Origin of the sequence: Nocardiopsis camelliae (assembly GCF_028993595.1) — a bacterium.
GTDB lineage: Bacteria > Actinomycetota > Actinomycetes > Streptosporangiales > Streptosporangiaceae > Nocardiopsis > Nocardiopsis dassonvillei.
This window is the reverse complement of the sequence record NZ_CP118614.1, coordinates 6,352,504-6,371,857: the sequence shown is the minus strand read 5'-3', so window position 1 is coordinate 6,371,857 and position 19,354 is coordinate 6,352,504. Positions and strand designations below refer to the sequence as shown.

General features: G+C 73.2%; 17 protein-coding genes. 9 read left to right on the top strand and 8 right to left on the bottom strand.

What is annotated here, in order from left to right:
• Positions 1 to 141: 141 nt before the first annotated feature.
• On the top strand, positions 142 to 1,779 hold the full coding sequence (dacB, locus tag PV789_RS27860; RefSeq protein WP_475466691.1) for a D-alanyl-D-alanine carboxypeptidase/D-alanyl-D-alanine endopeptidase: 1,638 nt from the start codon (positions 142 to 144) through the stop codon (positions 1,777 to 1,779).
• A 573-nt stretch (positions 1,780 to 2,352) separates the two neighbouring features.
• Here the strand turns inward: dacB and PV789_RS27855 are convergent.
• Positions 2,353 to 2,904, bottom strand: a complete 552-nt coding sequence (locus PV789_RS27855; RefSeq protein ID WP_274975281.1) for a TIGR03086 family metal-binding protein — start codon at positions 2,902 to 2,904, stop codon at positions 2,353 to 2,355.
• A gap of 121 nt (positions 2,905 to 3,025) precedes the next feature.
• On the opposite strand from PV789_RS27855, the gene PV789_RS27850 reads away from it, so the two are divergent.
• A complete protein-coding gene (locus tag PV789_RS27850) occupies positions 3,026 to 4,009 on the top strand; it encodes a DUF6597 domain-containing transcriptional factor (protein ID WP_498048406.1) in 984 nt (327 codons plus the stop codon).
• Here PV789_RS27850 and PV789_RS27845 read toward each other — a convergent pair.
• Both PV789_RS27845 and PV789_RS27840 read right to left on the bottom strand, forming a co-directional pair.
• Positions 3,948 to 4,526, bottom strand: coding sequence for a TetR/AcrR family transcriptional regulator (locus PV789_RS27845; RefSeq protein ID WP_302475408.1), 579 nt, complete (start codon positions 4,524 to 4,526; stop codon positions 3,948 to 3,950). The genes PV789_RS27850 and PV789_RS27845 overlap by 62 nt on opposite strands.
• Before the next feature lie 32 nt (positions 4,527 to 4,558).
• A complete protein-coding gene (locus tag PV789_RS27840) occupies positions 4,559 to 4,882 on the bottom strand; it encodes a DMT family transporter (protein ID WP_013155521.1) in 324 nt (107 codons plus the stop codon).
• A 310-nt stretch (positions 4,883 to 5,192) separates the two neighbouring features.
• Between PV789_RS27840 and PV789_RS27835 the strand changes: the two genes are divergently transcribed.
• Positions 5,193 to 6,497, top strand: a complete 1,305-nt coding sequence (locus PV789_RS27835) for a L,D-transpeptidase (protein WP_274975279.1) — start codon at positions 5,193 to 5,195, stop codon at positions 6,495 to 6,497.
• A 94-nt stretch (positions 6,498 to 6,591) separates the two neighbouring features.
• Here PV789_RS27835 and PV789_RS27830 read toward each other — a convergent pair whose 3' ends face one another.
• The 4 genes from PV789_RS27830 to ybiA form a co-directional block, all read right to left on the bottom strand.
• A complete protein-coding gene (locus tag PV789_RS27830) occupies positions 6,592 to 7,242 on the bottom strand; it encodes a TetR/AcrR family transcriptional regulator (RefSeq protein ID WP_274975278.1) in 651 nt (216 codons plus the stop codon).
• A 341-nt stretch (positions 7,243 to 7,583) separates the two neighbouring features.
• Positions 7,584 to 7,826 (bottom strand): hypothetical protein, encoded by a 243-nt coding sequence (locus PV789_RS27825; protein WP_248772590.1) that lies wholly within the window; start codon positions 7,824 to 7,826, stop codon positions 7,584 to 7,586.
• 339 nt (positions 7,827 to 8,165) lie between these two features.
• Positions 8,166 to 8,405 carry a hypothetical protein gene (locus PV789_RS27820; protein WP_274975277.1) on the bottom strand — a complete coding sequence of 80 codons (240 nt, stop codon included), beginning with the start codon at positions 8,403 to 8,405 and terminating at the stop codon, positions 8,166 to 8,168.
• A 43-nt stretch (positions 8,406 to 8,448) separates the two neighbouring features.
• Positions 8,449 to 9,018: a riboflavin biosynthesis intermediates N-glycosidase gene (ybiA, locus tag PV789_RS27815; protein WP_274975276.1), complete on the bottom strand. Its 570-nt coding sequence runs from the start codon at positions 9,016 to 9,018 to the stop codon at positions 8,449 to 8,451.
• 325 nt (positions 9,019 to 9,343) lie between these two features.
• Between ybiA and PV789_RS27810 the strand changes: the two genes are divergently transcribed.
• The 6 genes from PV789_RS27810 (at position 9,344) to fxsT (ending at position 18,994) form a co-directional block, all read left to right on the top strand.
• Positions 9,344 to 9,850, top strand: coding sequence for a MarR family winged helix-turn-helix transcriptional regulator (locus PV789_RS27810; RefSeq protein ID WP_274975275.1), 507 nt, complete (start codon positions 9,344 to 9,346; stop codon positions 9,848 to 9,850).
• A 188-nt stretch (positions 9,851 to 10,038) separates the two neighbouring features.
• Positions 10,039 to 10,479, top strand: a complete 441-nt coding sequence (locus tag PV789_RS27805; protein ID WP_274975274.1) for a DoxX family protein — start codon at positions 10,039 to 10,041, stop codon at positions 10,477 to 10,479.
• Positions 10,480 to 10,720: 241 nt separating this feature from the next.
• Positions 10,721 to 11,656, top strand: coding sequence for a S1 family peptidase (locus tag PV789_RS27800; protein ID WP_274975273.1), 936 nt, complete (start codon positions 10,721 to 10,723; stop codon positions 11,654 to 11,656).
• Positions 11,653 to 13,290: a hypothetical protein gene (locus PV789_RS27795; protein ID WP_274975272.1), complete on the top strand. Its 1,638-nt coding sequence runs from the start codon at positions 11,653 to 11,655 to the stop codon at positions 13,288 to 13,290. Before PV789_RS27800 ends, PV789_RS27795 begins: the two co-directional genes overlap by 4 nt.
• Positions 13,287 to 14,465 carry an AAA family ATPase gene (locus PV789_RS27790; RefSeq protein ID WP_274975271.1) on the top strand — a complete coding sequence of 393 codons (1,179 nt, stop codon included), beginning with the start codon at positions 13,287 to 13,289 and terminating at the stop codon, positions 14,463 to 14,465. Before PV789_RS27795 ends, PV789_RS27790 begins: the two co-directional genes overlap by 4 nt.
• On the top strand, positions 14,462 to 18,994 hold the full coding sequence (gene fxsT / locus PV789_RS27785; RefSeq protein WP_274975270.1) for an FxSxx-COOH system tetratricopeptide repeat protein: 4,533 nt from the start codon (positions 14,462 to 14,464) through the stop codon (positions 18,992 to 18,994). Before PV789_RS27790 ends, fxsT begins: the two co-directional genes overlap by 4 nt.
• A gap of 43 nt (positions 18,995 to 19,037) precedes the next feature.
• Here fxsT and PV789_RS27780 read toward each other — a convergent pair whose 3' ends face one another.
• Positions 19,038 to 19,235, bottom strand: a complete 198-nt coding sequence (locus PV789_RS27780) for a DUF397 domain-containing protein (RefSeq protein WP_274975269.1) — start codon at positions 19,233 to 19,235, stop codon at positions 19,038 to 19,040.
• Positions 19,236 to 19,354 lie beyond the last annotated feature (119 nt).

The following is a 19,354-nucleotide window of genomic DNA, read 5'->3' as shown; positions in this document are numbered from 1 at the left end:
GTGCACACACGTCACCTGCGTCTAGGCGTCCCCGTGCGCCCCTCCCGTGTCCGACCCGCACCCGGGGTGCTGGTGCCGGGGAACCGCAGCGGGTTAGGGTGCGGTGCCCCTTGGTGTCCGTGACCGCTAGGAGACACACCGTTGACAACCCCCAACGCTTCCAGTGGACCCCCGGTCGGGGAGCGCCGTGCCCCGGTCCGGCGACGCGCCGCCTGGACCGCGGCCCTCGCGGCCGTCCCCGTGCTCGTCGCGGCGCCCCTGGGCGCGCTCCCGGCCCACGCCGACCCGGCGGCCGCCGAGGAGCGCCTGACCGACCTCCGCACGGACATCGACGCCCTCCTGGCGGACCCGTCCCTTGAGGGCGGGGTGTCCGGGGTGACCGTCACCGACCCCGCCACCGGCGCGGTGCTGTACTCGCGCGACAGCGGGGAGCAGCTGGTGCCCGCTTCCAACATGAAGCTGTTCACCGCGGCGGCCGCCCTGGACGTCCTGGGCGCCGACCACACCTTCTCCACCGAGGTCGTGACCGACGGCCACCGGCAGCGGCGCTCCGTGGAGGACCTGTACCTGGTGGGCGGCGGAGACCCCACCCTGTCCGAGCGGGACCTGGACGCGCTGGCCGCCGACGTGGCCGCCTCCGGGGTCAGGACCGTGCGGGGCGACGTCCTCGCCGACGACACCCGGTTCGACTCCCAGCGCCTCGTGGACGACTGGTGGCCCGAGGACGAGCCCTACGCCTACTCCGCGCAGATCTCGGCCCTCACCGTCGCCCACGGGGAGCGCTACGACACCGGCGTGACCGAGGTCGTGGTCACCCCCGGCGCGGCGGGCGCGCCCGCCACCGTGGACCTGGGCGCCGCCGAGGGCTACGCCGAACTCGACAACCGGGCCGTGACCGCTCCCGCGGGCGGCACCAGCAGCGTGGTCGTCGACCGCCCCGTGGGGACCAACACCATCACGGTGACCGGCACGATCCCGGCCGACGCCGCCCCCGTGACCGCCCTGCGCACGGTGGACGAGCCCGCGGGCCTGGCCGGGCACCTCTTCGCGCGGGCGCTGGAGCGGCACGGCGTCACCGTCGAGGGCGGTGTGGAGTTCGGCGAGGCGCCCGGGAGGGGACGCCACGGGGCCCGGCTGGTGGCCGACCACGAGTCCCCCGAGCTGGCGGAGATCCTCGTCCCCTTCATGAAGTTCAGCAACAACGGCCACGCCGAGATGCTCGTCAAGAGCATCGGCCGGGAGGTCGCGGGCGAGGGGAGCTGGGACGCCGGGCTGGCCGGTGTCGAGCGGTCCCTGTCCGGGCTGGGGGTGGACACCTCCGACCTCGTCCTCAACGACGGCTCGGGCCTGTCCCGGGGCAACCTGGTCACCTCCGACGCGGTCGTGGACCTGCTCGTGAGCACGCGCGACGCGTCCTGGCACGGGATCTGGGCGGACTCGCTGCCGGTGGCGGGCGAGAGCGACCCGTTCACCGGGGGGACCCTGCGGTTCCGCATGGGCGGCACCGCCGCCGCGGGCGTCGTCTCCGCCAAGACCGGCACCATGACGGGCATCAGCGCGCTGTCCGGATACGCGGCCGGGCAGGAAGGCGGTGACGGGCTGGCGTTCAGCGTCGTCAACAACGGCTACAGCGGCCCAGCACCCACGCCGGTGCAGGACGCGATCGCCGTCCGGCTGGCCGAGTACCTGGGCCACCAGACGCCCGTGAGCGTCCGGTCCCAGAGCGCGCCGACCCGGCCCGGCGGTGAGCTGGAGTGCTCCTGGGAGCTGACCTGCTGATCCGCTGACCCGCTGAGGGCACACGACCGGGCGGCGGCCGCGCCGCCCGGTCCGCGCGCCGCCTGCGTGTGAGGCGCGGCAGGCGCGGGACAGGCGGGCGGCGCGGCCGCGATCGAGGGTGTCCGCGCCTGAGGTGCGGCGACTCGGCCGGAGGGCCACGGGGAGTCTCCCCGTGGTCCTCCGGGTTTTCCACAGGTGTGGACGGGCTCCGCCGCTTCGGCTCCGAAGGTGGCATTTTCGGAGTGGACGGCGCCGCCTCCTCGCGTCACACGATCCGCGTCGCACCACCCGTCCGCCTCCTCCGCCCGCGCGGAGTCCCGGGAAGAGAGCGTTCCGATCGTGTCCCACCTCAGTGTCGTGTCCGGCCCCGGCGTCGTGTCCCGCCTCAGCGTCGTGTTCGGCCCCGGCGTCGCGTCCTACCTCAGCGTCGTGTCCCGCCTCGGCGGGAGAATCGCCCGCCTCCTGTCCCCGCTCGTGCGCCGCCCCCGGGGCGGGGCGCTCGGAGCGGCGCGGCCCGGGCGCCCTCCCCGGACGGGGCCGCACCGGTTCCCGGGGCGGGGGAGCGCGGGGCCGCTACCAGGCGCGGCGGCCGACGAAGGCCAGGAACCGGGTCTGGGCGTCGACGCCCTCGGGCGGGGTGAGCTCGGGACCGCAGACGTTGTTCCCGCGCAGGTGCTCCCCGAAGGGGGCGGTGGCCTCGTGCGCCCACCGGACGTCGCCGGGGTCCAGGCGCTCGTCCTGGCCGGTGGCCCGGGCCAGGTCCCAGCGGTGCACCACGAGGTCGAAGCAGAGGAACCGGTCCACCGCCTCGGCGAAGGTGGTGCGGCCGAAGAACCCGTCGAACCCGGTGCCCGCGCGCCGCGGGTCGTCCAGGTCGGCCTGTACCACCGCGCGGGCGGCGTCCCAGGCGGCGCGGGGGTCCTCGTCCACGGAGGGGACGTCGCCCAGTTCGCGGCCGACCAGGCCGAGGAACATGCCCTGGGTGTCCACGACGTGGCGGACCACGTCGCGGGCGTCCCACCCCTCGCAGGGGGACGCCGACGACCAGCGGTCGGCGGGGACGGCCGCCACCGTCCCGGCGAAGTCCTCGGACAGGCGGGCGTAGCGCTCGGAGGTGTCGCTCATGATCGTGTTCCCCTCGGGTCCGTCTCGGTGCCCGCCATCCTCGCCCCCTCGACCGGCCCCCGTCTTGAACAAACACGACGAACCGCACGTGTGTTCGGATACGGAGGGCTACCCTGGAAGCGTGAGACCGTACTTCGTGGGGGTGGAGGGGGACGCGCGCGGCATCCTCGACCCGGCCGCCGGGCTGACCCGGTTCCGCCTGGACCGGCACGCGCCCTCGGAGCGGGTGGCACGCTTCGTGGACCGCTACTGGCTCGCCTCCTGGAACCTGACCGGCCGCGAGCCGTACACCCAGCGGGTCCTGGCCCACCCCGTCGTGAACCTGGTGTTCACCGGTGGGACCGCGACGGTGCACGGCCCGACCACCGAGGTGACCGAGCGCCGCCTGGAGGGCGAGGGCTGGGCGCTCGGGGTGATGTTCCGGCCCGCGGGGTTCCGCCCGTTCCTCGGCAGGCCCATGAACACGATCGTGGACGCCGCTCTCCCCGCGTCGGAGGCCTTCGGAGCCCTCTGTGCGAGTGAGACCCTGGGCGGGAGCGGGGTCCTCGGTGCCCACGGGCGCTCCGATCGGGACGGGGACGGCGGTGCGGGCGGGGTTCTCGACGCCGACGCGGTTCCCGGTGCGAACGCGGCCCTCGGAAGGGGAGGGGCTCCCGGTGCGGGAGCGGTCCTCGGCGGGGGCGGGGCCCTCGATGGCGCGGTGACGTCCGGTCCCCTCGCCCTCATGGCCCGGGTCGACCGCGCCGTGGCCGAACTGCTCCCCGTGGAACGTCACCCGGCCGAGGACACCCGCGACGTCGTGGAGCGGGTGGCCGCCGACCCCTCGGTGGTCAACGTGTCCGGGCTCGCCCGGCGCGAGGGGATGGGCGTACGCCTGCTCCAGCGCCGCTTCGCCGACCACGTCGGCCTCGGACCCAAGGCGGTCATCCGCAGGTACCGGCTCTACGAGGCCGCCGAGCGGGCCGGGAAGGGAGCGCCGCCCGACTGGGGGAGCCTGGCCGCCGAACTCGGGTTCAGCGACCAGTCCCACCTGACCAGGGAGTTCACCGCTGTTCTGGGAACCCCTCCCGCGCGCTACGCGGCGCGCGCGACACCAGGCGGCTGAGCGTGCGGTACACGTCCTCGGCCGTCAGGTCCGGGTCGGCGCAGCACCGCATGAACAGGCCGTCGACGGCGGCGCCCACTCCCGCGCGGTCCTCCGGGCCGGGGAGGTAGGGCGCGAGGAAGGCGTCCACGGCCCGGTTCCAGCGCTCGATCTGCGGGCGCAGGGCCGGGCGGCGCGCGGCGAGCAGGAACAGTTCGCACTCGGCCATCACCTGGGCCCGTTCGGGGCCCGAACCCACCGCGATCATCCCGGCCAGGGCGCGCAGGGCCGCGTCCGCGTCCTCGGGCACGGCGGCCAGCGCGGCCACGTAGGTGTCGTTGACCCGGGTCAGGGTGTCCACGAGCAGGTCGTCGACGGTCGCGTGGTAGTAGGTGACGGTGCTGGGCGGCACCCCGGCCTCGGCGGCCACTCGCCGCTGGCTGACCGCCGCCACGCCGTCGCGTTCGATGACGCGCATGGTGGCGTCCAGGAGCTGTCGGCGGCGCCGCTCGCCCTTGCGTCTGCGCCCGTCGGCGATGTCTCCGCCGACGGACGCCGTGTCGTGGACGTTCAGTGCCGCCCGCCCAGTTCCAGGGCCATGACCCCCGCGATGATCAGCGCGATCCCGCCGATCTGGACCCAGGTGAGCGACTCGCCGAAGAGCAGCGTGCCGATCACCGCGACCAGCGCGATGCCCACGGCCGCCCACACGCCGTAGGCCACGCCGAGGTTGATGCCCCGGGTGAGGGACTGGCTGAGCATGAGGAAGGCCCCGACGTAACCGACCACGACGACGACCGAGGGCAGCGGGCGGCTGAAGCCCTCGGATAGCTTGAGTGAGGTGGTGGCGATCACCTCGGCGATGATCGCTCCGGCCAGCCAGAGCCAGGGCACGGCGTTCCTTCCGACGGAGAACCGGGTGTTTGACCAGGTTCCTCCGGAGAAGAAACCTGAGCGTTCGGACAAGATTCTAGGCGGAGGGCCGACCCGGTGTCCAAAGCCGGTTATGGATGGCCGTAACCTCATACCCGTAGGGAATCGAGGTGTACCCCCGGGGTGTATCGTCTTCGGTTCCGGCGTCCCCCACGTCCCACGCCCCAGATAACCGCTCTATACCGATGCATGAGATTTCAGAACCTTTTCGGTGGGTGTGCGTCTTACTTGCGTGGACGGCGTTTCAGGCATGACATGGAGGTAACCAGACGTGACGGGCAAGACAGCTCCGGCGGTGGCGCGTCGTTTCGGTATCGCACTGGCAGCGCTGGCGCTGGCCGCGACGGCCTGCACGTCGGGTGAGGCCGAGACCCAGGGCGGCGGTACCGACGAGGCCAGCGCCGACCTCGCGGAACTGGTGATCACTCCCGAGAGCGGTGCCGAGGAGGTCGCGCCCGACTCCCCCGTCAAGGTCACCGCCGAGAGCGGTGTCATCACGGACGTCCAGGTGGAGCAGGTCGTCGCCACCGAGGCCGCGGCGGAGGGCGAGGGCGAGTCGCAGGACCCCGACCTCTACGCCATGACCGGCACCCTCAACGGCGACGCGACCGAGTGGGTCAGCGACTGGAACCTGCGCCCCGGCGCGGAGGTCGTGGTCACCGCGACCGCCGAGAACGACGCCGGTGAGGAGACCGAGGTCGTCCAGGAGTTCACCACCCTGGAGGCGGTCGCCGGTCAGCGCCTGGAACTGGCCTCCAACTGGCCCGTCTCCGGCGACACCGTCGGCGTGGGCATGCCGATCGTCATCAACTTCGACCTGCCGGTGACCAACAAGGCGCAGGTCGAGAACTCCATGGAGGTCATCTCCGAGCAGGGCGTCCAGGGCGCCTGGAACTGGGAGACCGACACGATGGCCGTGTTCCGGCCGGAGGAGTACTGGGAGCCCCACCAGTCCGTGAGCGTCGACCTGCACCTCGCGGGCGTCGAGGCCTCCGAGGGCGTCTACGGCGTGGAGAACCACCGCATCGACTTCGAGGTCGGCCGCGAGCTGATCATGACCATGCACGTGCCCGACCACGAGCTGGTCGTCAACATCGACGGTGAGCACGACCGCACCATCGAGGTGAGCAACGGCAAGGCCAGCCGCCGCTTCGACACCACGACCTCCGGCACGCACGTGCTCATGCAGCGCTACGAGCAGATGACCATGGACTCCTCCACCGTGGGCATCCCCGAGGGCACCCCCGGCGCCTACAACGTGGACGTGCAGTACGCGGTCCGCACCAGCGACAGCGGCGAGTTCCTGCACGAGGCCTCCTACAACACCAACATCGGCAGCGCCAACACCTCCAACGGCTGCACCAACCTGCGCATGGACGACGCCCGCTGGATCTTCGAGAACACCCTCATGGGCGACGTCATGGAGACCACCGGCACCGACCGCGAGCTGGAGTGGAACAACGGCTGGGGCTTCTGGCAGATGTCCTGGGACGAGTGGCTGGCCGAGAGCGCGACCGGCGAGCCGCAGGTGACCGACGGTTCGGGCACCCCCGGCTCCGTCCACGGCGAGCAGTAACCGCCCGCCCAACGCCGGAGGGGGCGCCGGGAACCGCACGGTTCCCGGCGCCCCCTCCGGCGTTCAGCGGTCTCCACGGGACGCGACCGCCCGGTCAGTCCCGTCGGGACAACCGGGCCACCACGGAGTCGATCACCAGCTCGGTGACGGCGGCCATGTCCACGGCGCCCGGGTCCAGCAGCCACTGCACCTGGAGCCCGTCCATCGCGGCGATCACCGCCGACGCCGCGGCCTCCGCCGGGGTGTGCCCGTCCGGCCCCGGCGTGTCCGCGGCCTCCCGGTGCCCCGGCTCCAGCCGGTCCAGCACGGCGTCCGCGATCTCCCTGCGCAGCACCGTGTAGCGGTCCCGGAACCAGTCCTGCGCCGGGTGCTCGTCGGTGGCGCTCTCCGCCGACAGCACCGCGTAGAGCTGCGTGGTCCCCGGCCGCTCGGCGTTGCGCTCGGCGGTCGCCACCAGGTGGTCCAGCATCCGGCTGCCCTCCGGCGCCGGGTCGGTGTCGTCGCGCAGCTCCAGGACGGCGGTGAGCAGGTCGGTCTTGGAGCCGAAGTGGTGCAGCACCCCCGCCGGGGTGATGCTGAGCGTCGCCGCGATGTCGGCCAGCGAGGTGTTGTGGAAGCCCCGCGAGGCGAACACGTCGGCAGCCGTGCGCAGGATCTGCTCGCGCCGGTTCACCCGCCTCCGCGGTGTCGGCGCCTCGGAGCCGGAGGGGGCGCGGGTGTCCGGCGCCGGGGTCGTCTCGCTCATCCTGGTCTCTCCACTTCCTGCACCCCGTCGGGTACTCCGGGCCCGTACGGGGGGTCGCGGACCCGCCGTCCACGGTATCCAGCTTTCCCCGCCCCCCTTGCTCAATGAATGTTAAGTAAGAGGGGGTCCGGTCCAGGAGGAGTAGGACACAGGGCCGGGGGTCCGTGACCCCGGACCTTCACGCCCGCCGCGCCTGTGGATTCAGCGCCGCCACCGTGCGCGCCGTGCCGGGCGCGGGCACCTGCCCCGAGCACGTCAACGGAAGACCCGCCGGAGAACGGGAAGCGGAGAGCCGGGACGCCTGCGGAGGCCGGGCGGATCCCCTCCGCCCGGCCGTGGCCTCACCAGGCGCGGACGCCGCCGACGGGGGCGGGCAGGCTCTCGCTCAGCCAGGTCCACGTGCCGTCGTTCTCGGTGAAGCGGCGCTGGACGCGCTCCACCTCCGTGATCGGGTTCGAGAACACCTCGGTCCACGCCCCGGCGGTGCGCTCCTCCAGGTAGAGGCTGCGTGCGTCGGTGCGCATGCGCACCGCCTGGAGCGTGTGGTTGGAGCCGTCGCGCAACTGGATGCGGTAATAGGCCATGGGAAGTCCCTGGAGTGTGGTTCGTCCTGGATGGAAGAAGGACGGTGCGTTCCCGGACCGCGTGCGGCACCGGCGGGTGCGCGTGGGTGAACCGGTCTCCCGGAGCGTGCGGCGGGCGTACGTGGTCGGGCCGCGCGAGCGTCTGACGGGTGGCGGCGGGAACGCCGAGACCCGGAGTGCTCCGGGGAACGGGTGCGGTGCCGGAAGCACCATGCTGTCCGCGGTCTGGACTCTACTCCTGTCGTGGGCACGCCGGAGCCGTAACCACAGATACGGCGGATGAAATCCGGGTGATCCGACGGTGATCGCGGGATGCGATTCGGAAAAAGCGCCTGATAACTACACACCACGCACGATACGTCTTTTTTGACGTGCCAACGGGGGCACGGGAGCCACGGGTCGGGGAGCGCGGCTCCGGCGCGCCCCGACCCGGGTGCAGGCGCCGATCCCCACGTACACGCCCGCCACCGCGTCAGGGACGAACCGGCCGCCCGGACCGCCCAGGTGGGTGACGGCACCGACCACCGCCCCGGCGTCCGCGCGTACGGCCAGCGCCTTGCGCCCCATGGCCTCGATCATGCCGACTCCGCCCGCGTCGGCCCGGCGGAGGACGGGCCCGGCGTCACGGAGTCGCGGCCAGGCGGGCCCGGGTCTCCATCAGGGCGAACCCCAGCAGGTTGAGCCCCCGCCAGCGCTCGGGGACCTGCGCGTCGTCGTTCTTGGCGCCCAGCCCGATGCCCCACACCCGGTCGCGGGGGCTGGCCTCCACCAGCACCCGCCTGCCGGTGCCGAGCAGGAACGCGCGCAGCTCCGGGTTCTGGCCGAACTTGGCGATGCCGCCCTCGACCACGATCCCGAAGCGGGCCGCCTCCCACTCGCGCTCATCGAAGCCGCGCACCTGTCGACCGATCACCTTGGCGTCCCGGGGGTGGCCCGCCGCGAGGATCCGCTCCTCCGCCTCGGCGTCACCGAACAGGCGGGCCTTGGCGGCCATCATGTAGTGCTCCGCGGTGCGGTAGCCGACCCCCTCCACCGCGAAGTCGGCGGGCCACCACTGCGACAGGCAGCTCGCCGACACGCCTCCGGAGGCGGGCGGCCGGTGGCCCCAGAAACACAGGTACCTGGCCCTGCCCGTCGAGGCCACCAGTTCCTCGACCGTGCGCGCGTCCGCGGGATCGCGTGTGTCCGTCATGGGGGAGAGTGTCCCAAGCGGTAACGACACGCACGGTGCCGGGAGGGCGTGCCGCGGGGCCGCGAACGGGGGCGCTGCGCACCCGGGGCGGCGTATGTGACTCCGTAGTAGCGTTGCGGGAAACCCCGGAAGTCCGTAGGTCAGAGGGATTCCGTCCGCCGTGGCGCCGACGGTGGACGGGGCGTCCTTCCAGTGCGCCGACGTCGGCGGACCGCGCTCGGGCGGGTGGGGCCGCCGTGCCGCGGCCGCTCTCCGATGCCTGGAAGATAGGTATTTGACCAGAACACAGTTGAACTCTCAAGTTATCCCTGGGGGCACGGGCCCGATGGCCGAGACGCGGTGGCTCGACGAGGGCGAACAGCAGACGTGGCGGGCCTTCCTGGCCGCCGTCCACCTGCTGGACGGGGCGCTGGACCGGCAGCTCAGGCAGGACTCCGGCATGTCCCACGCCTACTACCAGATCCTGGTGAAGCTGTCCGAGGCGCCCGAGCGCGTGATGACGATGACCGACCTGGCCAGGAGACTGCGCTCCTCGCCCAGCCGCCTCTCGCACGCGGTCGCCCGCCTGGAGGGGGACGGCCTGGTCCGCAGGTTCAAGCGTCCGGGCGACCGGCGCACCACCCTGGCCGAACTCACCCCCGAGGGGGCGGCCGTGCTGCGCGGGGCGGCGCCGGGCCACGTGCACGAGGTCCGGCGCGTGCTCTTCGACGCGCTCACCGAGGACCAGGTCAAGCAGTTGCGGGGGATCGCGGAGTCCATGCTCGGCGTACTCGACCCCGGGGGCGAGGAGCCGCGGTACACGGGGCCGACCGGTACGGTGCGCCGGGACTGAGTCGCGTTCTGTTGTCGGCTCTCACCAGGGCGGACGCCAAGGGGGAGAAATATCCCTCATTGGCACTCTATGTGTCCGGGTGGATGCGTACTATCATCTGCTTTCCCAGGAAAAGGTTGTAGTCTCAAGCAACGGTGCGAGGCCACGACCTCCTCCTGGGTTACCCGCTCACAGGAACAGGAACCGCTATGACCGAGAATCCGCTCATGTCCCGCGTGGGGGACGTCGCCGCGCTGCTCGCCAGAGTCGTGGTCGGCGTCGTCTTCATCGCGCACGGCTGGCCGAAGATGTCCAGTCTCGAAGGCACCGCCCAGGGCTTCGCGTCCATGGGGATCCCCTTCCCGCAGTTCGCCGCGCTCCTGGGAGCGAGCATCGAGGTGGGAGCCGGACTGGCCCTCATCATCGGGTTCGCCCTGCCCCTGGCCGGGCTTCTCCTGGCCTTCATGATGGCCGGCGCCTACTTCTTCGCCCACGTCGGCGACCCGCTGGTCGGCGGCTTCGAACTCGTGCTGGTCCTCGGCGTCGCCGCCCTGGCCCTCGGGTTCGCGGGCGGTCGCCTCTGCGTGGACCGCCTCATGCCGTGGGGCCGCCCCCGCCGTCGGACCCCTGAACCGGTACCGGCCTCCTGACCAGCGCGTCCGGGCCGTCCGTCGCCGGAGGCGGACGGCCCGGGTGCCGCACATAACCCCCTTTTCTCAACTTGTTTATCCAAATTCACCTATCCCTCACGAAAAACACCCAGATCTTTCGCTCTCCTTCACGACAACACATTTTCATGAACGACAGGTAGAATTCGGTGCACCCGAAACACTGAGCGGGACCGCGCGTTCGGGCCCGTCCCGTGTGCCCCGCCCGCCGAACGGGAGCACCGTGTCCCACCTGGCCCCCCGCCCCCTCGCCCCCGACTGGCAGTTGCGCGTCACCGACCGCGGCGGCACAGCCCTGCACGGAGCCGCGGTGCTGGTCGCATCCGGATACGCGATCACCTGCGCGCACGTCGTCCGCGAGGCCGTCGCCGGGTCCGGCGCCCCCGCCGGACCCGGCGTCACCGTACGCCTGGACGCCCCGCGCGGCCTCCCGGACTGGGAGGCCGCCGCCACCGTCGTCGCCGACGGCTGGTGGTGGGAGGAGGCCGCGCCCTGGGACGCGGCGGTGCTGCGCCTGGACCGGCCCGCCCCGATCCCTCCCGCCGCCCCCGGCCGCTACCGCGTCGGCGACCGGGTCCGCGTCCTCGGCTTCCCCCGCGCCGAAACCGGCCTCTGGGTCACCGGCCTGGCCACCGGCACCGGGGGCAGCCGTTTCGGCTACGTCCAGATCGACGTCGACTCCCACGCGGGGTTCACCGTCCTGCCCGGCTTCAGCGGCAGCGGTGTCCGAGAGGAGAAGGGGAACGCCCTCCTCGGTCTGCTCTGCGAGGCGACCGGCAGCGGCAGGGCGGGCTGGATGGTTCCTATGGAGGCGATCCCCCGGGTGTGGCCGACCGAGCGGACCGCCGCGGGCGCGGCGGCGAACGGCGAACGGGAGGCGCTCACGCGTACCGCCAGGGCGATGACCGACCTGCGCACGCTGCTCCTGCCCGACCTGCGCCTGGACCTGTACGTCGCGCTCGACCCCCGGCTGCGCCGCAGGCTCCGCGCCGACCAGGACCTGCTCTCCTTCGCCGCGCAGCTGGTCGCCCTCGCCCACGGTGAGTACGGGCTCCTCGACGAGGTGCTCGCCCTCCTCGACGCGAGGGAGGACGGGAGCTCGGGGATGCTCCGGGTCCGTGAGGCCGCGGCCCCCCTCCTGGGGAGTCCGTCCGGGTGAGCGAGACGACGGCCACGGCGGGGGACCAGGCCCCGATCGGAGGGCGGCCGCCGTCGGAGGGCGCGGGGCCCCCTCCCGGCGGGCGGCTCCTCCCGGAGGGCGCGGGACGGCCGCTCCCGGCCGACGGCGGGTTCGAGGACCTGGTCGACGCCCTGTGCGCGCTCCGGTGCGTCCTCCTCCCGGACGCGCGCGAGCAGCTGGCCTACCAACTGCCGACGCGGGTCCGCCGCAACCTGCGCCTGGAGGGCTCTCCGGTCGAGTTCGCCCGCCACCTGGTGCGCCTGTGCCGCGAGCAGGTGCGCCTGGGATGCCTCCTGCGCTGGATCCTCTACCTGGAGGAGCGCGGCCGCAGCTCGCTGGCGGCGGCCCGGGCCGCGGAGCCGCTGGTCCACGCCGAGGAGTGGGAGCAGCTGTACCGCCTCCTGCCCGAGGGGACCACCGACGCCGACGTCGACCTCGTCCGCCGGGAGCTGGCGGAGCACTCCCCGGACCTGGTGGCGGAGGCCTTCGAGACCGCCCGGACCGACCGGCTCGCCCCGGCCGAGGCACCGCCGCACACGGCCTGGGACCGGCTCGTGGACCTGACCGAGATGACCGTGCCCGAGGGCGCCGAACTCCCGCTGCGGATCTTCTGCTCCCTGCTGCCCTGCGCCGTCCCGCTGCGCGACTGCGCCGACCTGCTCCTGCTCTGGGGCGGCGGGCGGCGCGAGGGCACGGCCGCGCCGCCCGGCCCGCGCGCGCCCGCCCGGCTCGTCGTGCACGTCACCCAGGGCCGGAGCAGGGACCGGTACGACGTCGAGTACTGGACGGTGCTCAGCGAGAGGCGGGGCAGGCCCCCGGACTTCTGCGGCCACGGCCACACCCCGCACATGGAGGCCGAGCGCATCGGCGCCCACGTCGGCGGCCTGCTCACCCTGCTGGAGGTGGACCACCGCACCGGGTACCACGAGGGCGTACGGGTCGAGCTGGTCGCACGGCTGGACCTGCTCCGCCGCCTGGAGGCCGAGCGCTGGCAGGAGGCCGGTGAGGGGGACCGCAGGCTCGGCTCGCGGGCCCAGGTGGTCTACCGGGCGGAGGAGCTGGTGGACCCCGCGCGCGGCGACACCGCGCAGGCCCGGCGTACCTGCGCCCGCCGGTGGGAGGGGCTCGCGAGCGCGCGCGAGGTCCTGCACTTGGACACCGCGCACGAGGCCGGGCGGAGGAGGCGCAGGGGCGGGCGGACCTACCGCGAACCCCTGGTCGAAAGGCTCCAGGACGACAGGATCGTCGCCCTCTCCGTTCCCTCCCATCTGGACGAGTGCCACATGCCGGTCTGGTCGGCGCTCATGATCGGGGTTCCGGTCGTGATCTGGCGTTCCGCCGACAATGGGCCGGGGGCAAGTCCGTGGCTCAATCTGGGGAAGGTGGGACGGGAGGTAATGGTGCCGCCCGAAAGAATACGAGCGCTTCCCAAGGCGCTCCACCAATCGCGTTCCGGATGCGTTTCCCCGGACGATACCGGGTACATCGAAGAAAGCTTCGAGGTCGCCGTCTTCTACCACGACACCCTTCCGGTTCTGCCCGCCCCCAGACCGATGACACCCCCACAGCATCCGACAGCCCCCCTTGGGCGCGGCTCGAAGGGCCTGCCATGACCACATCAGCCGAACCCGGATCGACCAGCTCCGCGCCGGGGTGGTGGATCTTCCACGGCACAGGTCAGCCCCGCCCGCACCTGGACCTCGCCGCCCAGCTCCCCCCGCCTCCCCGGTGGCGCACCTACGGCGGCGGGCCGGACCCCGCCGAGACCGGCGCGGACCCCCCGTTCTACGACCCGGGGCCGAGGACCGAGGGCCCCGCCGCCGAGAGCGAGCGCCACCTGGGCCCCGCCCGGCCCCGGAGCTTCCCTGTTCCCCTGGGGCCGCACCGGCGCCAGCTGCTGGACAAGGTCAACGCGGCCATCTGCCTGCGCCGCCCCCTGCTGCTGGTGGGCCCGCCCGGCATCGGCAAGTCCAGCCTCGCCCACCAGGTCTCCCGCGAGCTGGGCCTGGGGCGCGTCCTGCGCTGGGCCGTCACCAGCCGCAGCACCGTGCGTGACGGCCTGTACGCCTACGACCCCCTCACCCAGATCCACGACCTCAACCTGGAGAACGCCCGCAACCGTGCCCGGGGCGCCCGGGACCGCCGCTACGCGAGCGCCGACGGAACGGAGGCCGACGCACACCTGCGCAGCAGCGCCGAGTCGATCGGCCGCTACCTCACCCTGGGGCCCCTGGGCACCGCCTTCCTGCCCACCCGGCTGCCCCGCGTGCTCCTGGTCGACGACTTCGACCTGGGCGACTTCGACCTGCCCGGCGACCTGCTCGACCTCTTCGAGAACGGCGGCTACACCGTCCCCGAGCTGGGCCGACTGGCCAACGTCGCCGGGAGGGTCCGGGTGGCCACCGACGACCCCGGCCGCACGGCGGTCGTCGAACGGGGCGAGGTCCTGTGCTCGGCCTTCCCCGTCACGGTGGTGACCTGCAACGACGACCGGGACCTGCCGCCCGCCTTCCTGCGCCGCTGCATCCCGGTCCGGATGGGGCTGCCGGACGAGGACGAGCTGGTGGCCGCCGTGGCAGGGCACTTCGACGGCGACCCGCCCACCGGCACGCGGACCCTGGTCACCGAGTTCCTGCGCAGGAGCGCCGACGGCCACGCACTGGCCGTGGACCAGCTGCTCAACGCCGTGCACCTGGTCGGCGCCATGGGGCAGGGCGAGCCGGGGCCCGAGCAGGTCCGCCACCTCTCCGACCTGCTCTGGCACCGCCTCACGGAAACCCCGGGATGAGCCCCGCGCACCAGCCGGGGGACGACCGCCCCCGGGGTTCCGGCGACCGGTCGGGCGGCCCCCCGGGCGGCCTCACCCCCACGGAGTGGGCGGACGCGCTCCACCTGGCGGCCCTCCAGGCGCGTGCCGAGGCCGCGCGCCGCGACCGCCCGGTCTTCCCGGCGCCGCCCGCCGAGGGGCCGCCGCCGGGGGAGGCCGCCGGCTCCGACCCACCCCTGCGGGAGGCCGGTACCTGCGCGGACGCGGCGCGGCCCTCCCCGCCGCCCGGCACGGACACCGGGACCGCCCGGCCGCCGGGGCTCCCCGGCGACGGGACGGCGACCGGCGGGGACGGTTCCGCCGCCGCGCTCCGCGGGCCGGCCCCGGCCCCGCCGACCGGCCACGGGGGGACGCCCCCGTGGCCGCGCCGCGCTCCGGGGGACGAAGGTCCGCCGACGGAGCCCCACGGGTTCGTCCAGCCGGTCCTGGAGCAGCGTCAGGAACTGGTCGCCGCGCTGGGGCCCTTCCACCTCACCGAGCCCCGGGGACGGCCGGACGGTATCGACCCGGAGGGCACCGCGCGCAACTACGCGCGCTCGCTCCTGGACAGCCTCCACTGGACCGAGGACGAGCGCGAGAGCGCCGGAGTTCCGGTGGTGCCGCGGCCTTGCGCGCGCCGGGAACGGGTGGTGAGCCTGACCCTCCTCGTCGACGACGGCGTCACCATGGCCTTCCAGCGCGGCCTGGCCGCCGAGTTCGTCCGGCTCGCGCGCTCCGGCGGGATCTTCCGTGAGGTCGTCTCCCTGTACTTCGACTCCGGACGCACCGGCAGCCCCAGGCTGCGCGACGTCCACGGACGCCCCGGCCGCCTCGGCGGCGGCCGCGCGCACGTGGTCCTGTTCCTCACCGACGGGCTCGGCGGCGCCTGGCGCGACCGCGGCTTCCAGGACTGGGTCGCCGAGGCCGCGGACCGCGGCGCGGTCGCGATCCTCCACCTGCTCCAGCCCCTCCTGTGGCGGCGCGGCGCCATAGCCACCGCTCCGATGGAGCTGGCCGCGCCCCGGGCAGCCGGTCCCTGCGCCGCGAACACCGGGTACGCGCGGGAGCGTACGCTCACCGACCCGGAGGAGGAGAAGCGCGAGCCGGGCGCGCTCGTGCCCGTGCTGACGCTGGACCCCGGGACGATCCGCGAGTGGGCCGTCTTCGCGATGGGGAGGGGCCCCGGGCGCCTGTGGGCGCACACCGCCCGCTTCCCCGCGGGAGGGGGCCCGGCCCCCGCCGAGGCGCCGGACGCCCGGGAACCCGCCTTCGACGCCGAACGGGAGGCGCGGCGCTTCCGGCAGCTGGCCAGTCCCGAGGCGTTCGACCTGGCGGTGGCCCTGGCGGCCGTGCCGCTGGACCCGCGCCTGGTGGAGGCGGTCTGCGAGGACGTGCTCGGCCGCGCCACACCCTCGGAGCTGACGGAGGTCTTCTTCAGCGGGCTGGTGCGCGGGGGCGGTGGGTGGGGGGAGGAGGACGGGCCGGTCGGGTGGGACTTCCGCCCGGGGGTCCGGCGGGCCCTGCTGTCATTGGGCGGCCGGGTCTCCGACATCCGCCGGGTGCTGGGCCTGGCGGCGGAGCGCCTGCGCTGGGTGGACCCCTGGTTCGACGCCCTGCGCCTGATGCTGCGGGGCGTGCACGAGGATTTCCCGAAAAGGACGCGGGTGTCGCACCACTGGGCGAATTCCATGCTTCCCGCGGTGGAGAGCGCCTCCCTCACCCGGCGTTATGCCGTACCCATCAGGGAATACGCCGATATCTCCGGGGCGGGTGCGACCCGCGGTACGCGGGAAACGCATGAGACGGGTACGCCGCCGCCCGCTGGTCTAGTATTGCCGAAGGTTTCCGGATCTGCGCGTGTGGACGGGAACAACGGCTGGAAGGCGCGGAACAGGGCACCCTTTTCTGAACGGTCGGGGAAAGAAACTCATATGGCCACAAAACTGTCAAATGAGGATATGATGCAAGAATCTGGCGACCAGTCCAGCGGTCGTACGTCCCGATCGTCCATGAGTGGCCGACCGCTCAACGCGGTCTGGGTCCAGGTTCCGCGCCGCAACAGCGCCTTCACCGGCCGGGAGGAACTCCTCTCCGCGCTGAGGGGGCAGCTCCTGAAGGGGCGGCGACAGGTCATCACCGCCCTCAACGGGATGTCGGGGGTCGGCAAGACCGAGCTCGCCAAGGAGTACCTGTACCGGTACGCGTCCGACTACGACCTCATCTGCTGGATCCCCGCGGCCCACAGCAACCAGCTGCGGGAGAGCTTCTCCGTCCTCGCGTCCAGGCTCAGGCTGGACAGCGCGGGCGCGGGCAGCGGACACGTCCTGGAGAACGTCCTGGAGGCACTGCGCCAGGGTTTGGACTACCCGCGCTGGCTCCTCGTCTTCGACAACGCGCAGGCCCGGTCCGAACTGGATCAGTATCTTCCTGTCGGGGGCGAGGGCCACGTGATCATCACTTCTCGGGACTCCAGCTGGACGGTGCGGGGCGGCGACGCCTACCTCTCCGTCCGCGAGTTCGACCGGGCCGAGAGCATCGAGCTGCTGAAACGGCGCGGACCCGCGTCGCTGACCACCGAGGAGGCCGACCAGCTGGCGCACGAGCTGGGCGACCTGCCGCTGGCCCTCAACCAGGCCGCCGTGTGGCTGCACGAGAGCGGGATGGCCACCGAGGAGTACCTGCGCCAGTTCTCCGAGAAGAGCCAGGAGATGCTCGACCTCCTGCGCCCGGTGGACAGCGCCTACCCGGTGGCCGTCGCCGCCGCCTGGAACGTGTCCCTGGACCGGCTGGCCACCACCAACCCGGCGGCGCTCCAGCTGCTCCAGCTGTGCTCCTTCATGTCGACGGCGCCCATCCCCCGGACGCTGTTCAACTTCGCCCGGGGCATCGAGGGCCCCGCGGAGCTGCGCGGGGCCCTGGAGGACCCGGCCAGGCTCGGCATGGCGATCCGCGACATCGGGCGCAACAGCCTCGCCCACATCGACCACCAGCGCAACACGGTCTCCCTGCACCGGCTGGTGCAGCGCGCCGTCCAGGCGCCGATGAGCGACCGGGAGCGCGAGGAGATGCGCCACTGCGCCCACCAGCTGCTGGGCCGCAACGACCTCCAGGTGGTGGCCGTGGACGCCTCCGAGCGCTACACCGAGCTGCTGCCGCACGTGTGGGCCTCCGAACTGTGGAACTGCACCGACCCCTGGGCGCGCAACCTGGTGGTGCAGATGTGCCGTGTCGCCGCGCTGCGCCAGGAGTTCGACGAGGCCCGCAGCCTGGGCGAGACCGCCCACGAGTGGTGGCGCCTGCAACTGGGCGAGAACCACCCCTCCACCCTGGGCATGGCGATCCAGATCTCCACGGCGATGCGCGGGCAGGGGTACCTGGAGCAGGCCCTCGCGCTGTGCGAGGCCACCCTGGGCACCCTGCGCGAAACGCAGAATCCCGGGGACCCCGAGACCCTGGAGGCGGAGATCGAGTACATCCGCACCCTGCGCTTCCTGGGCCGGTTCCGCGACTCCCTGACGGCGGCGGCCGACGCCTACCACCGCCGGGTGCGCCTCTTCGGGGAGGACGACCCGCACACCCTGGTCACCGCCCACTTCCGCGCCTTCAACCTCCTGCTCAGCGGTGACCCGGAGGCGGCCGCCGACCAGTACCGCGACACGCTGGCCCGGCTGGAGGCCGTCTTCGGTCCGGACCACCCGCGCACCCTGGGCACCAACAACGGCTATGCCGAGGCCCTGATGGAGAAGGGCCGCTACCGGGAGGCCGAGGAGATCCAGGCCCACCAGGTCGAGCGGGCCATCGGCCTGATCGGGGAGGACGACAACCGCGTCCTGCGCAACCAGCGGACGCTGGCCGTCATGCGCCGGCGCGTCGGCCACCACCGGGAGGCGCTCACCCTGTCGGAGCGCGCCTGGCAGCGCTTCCGGGTCAAGCACGGCGTGGACGACAACGAGACCATGTACGCCGCCCTGGTGCACTCCATGTCCCTGAGCGCGGTCAACCAGCACGACGAGGCCCTGGAGCTGGCCCAGACCACGGGGGAGCGCTACGTCAAGCTCTTGGGCGAGCGCCACCCCTACGTGGGCGCGGCCGACGTCAACCGGGCGATCATCCTGCGCCGCCTGGGCAGGGCGGCCGAGGCCCGCCAGCTGGACGAGCGCTCCCTGGAGCTGTTCCTGGACCGGCTCGGCGCCCACCACCCCAGCACCCTGGCCTGCCTGGTGAACCTGGCCAACGACCACTTCCTCATGGGCGACGCGGCCGGTGCCCGGGAACGGGACGAGGAGGCGCTGCGCGGCTGCGAGGAGGCGCTGGGCGCCTCGCACCCGCTGGCCCTGCTGGCCCGCCGCAACCTGCTCGTGGACCGCCGGGCCCAGGGCGAGGACGTCGAGGCCGAGTTCGTCGCCGTGGAGGACGGCTACCGCCGGGTGATGGGGTCGGACCACCCCGCCACGCTCAGCCTCCGCAGGACCGTGCGTGGGGACGCCGACATCTACCTCGCCCAGATGTGACCGGTCGCGGTCCGGGGCGCGCCCCCCGGGCCGTTCGGTCCCCTCAGCGTTGCCCGGCGAGCCGGAGCAGTGCGACCCACTGGTGCGCGGGCAGGGCGAGCGCCGCGCGGTCGGGGTGCGTGGAGTCGCGCAGGCCGACCGTCCCCGGCGTGCCCAGGGCCGCCTCGACGCAGTCGCCGTTGCCGCCACCGCTGTAGCTCGACTTCCGCCACCGACCGGGTTCGTGTCCCAGCCCTCTCACGGGCACTCCTGTCCGCTCTGTCCCCGCTGGTTGTCGCTACGCACTCGGCGGCCTCGATTCTCTCAGTTCCACCATTGGTCGCTCCTGTTTCCCGAGCAGTTCTGAAAGTGCGATCGGGT

Bases quoted from the DNA above. Each gene is read 5' to 3' on its own strand.
- PV789_RS27855 (WP_274975281.1), bottom strand. From the start codon at position 2,904: ATGAGCGACACCTCCGAGCGCTACGCCCGCCTGTCCGAGGACTTCGCC.
- PV789_RS27830 (WP_274975278.1), bottom strand. From the start codon at position 7,242: ATGAGCGAGACGACCCCGGCGCCGGACACCCGCGCCCCCTCCGGCTCC.
- PV789_RS27825 (WP_248772590.1), bottom strand. From the start codon at position 7,826: ATGGCCTATTACCGCATCCAGTTGCGCGACGGCTCCAACCACACGCTC.
- PV789_RS27820 (WP_274975277.1), bottom strand. From the start codon at position 8,405: ATGATCGAGGCCATGGGGCGCAAGGCGCTGGCCGTACGCGCGGACGCC.
- ybiA (WP_274975276.1), bottom strand. From the start codon at position 9,018: ATGACGGACACACGCGATCCCGCGGACGCGCGCACGGTCGAGGAACTG.
- PV789_RS27810 (WP_274975275.1), top strand. From the start codon at position 9,344: ATGGCCGAGACGCGGTGGCTCGACGAGGGCGAACAGCAGACGTGGCGG.
- PV789_RS27805 (WP_274975274.1), top strand. From the start codon at position 10,039: ATGACCGAGAATCCGCTCATGTCCCGCGTGGGGGACGTCGCCGCGCTG.
- PV789_RS27790 (WP_274975271.1), top strand. From the start codon at position 13,287: ATGACCACATCAGCCGAACCCGGATCGACCAGCTCCGCGCCGGGGTGG.
- fxsT (WP_274975270.1), top strand. From the start codon at position 14,462: ATGAGCCCCGCGCACCAGCCGGGGGACGACCGCCCCCGGGGTTCCGGC.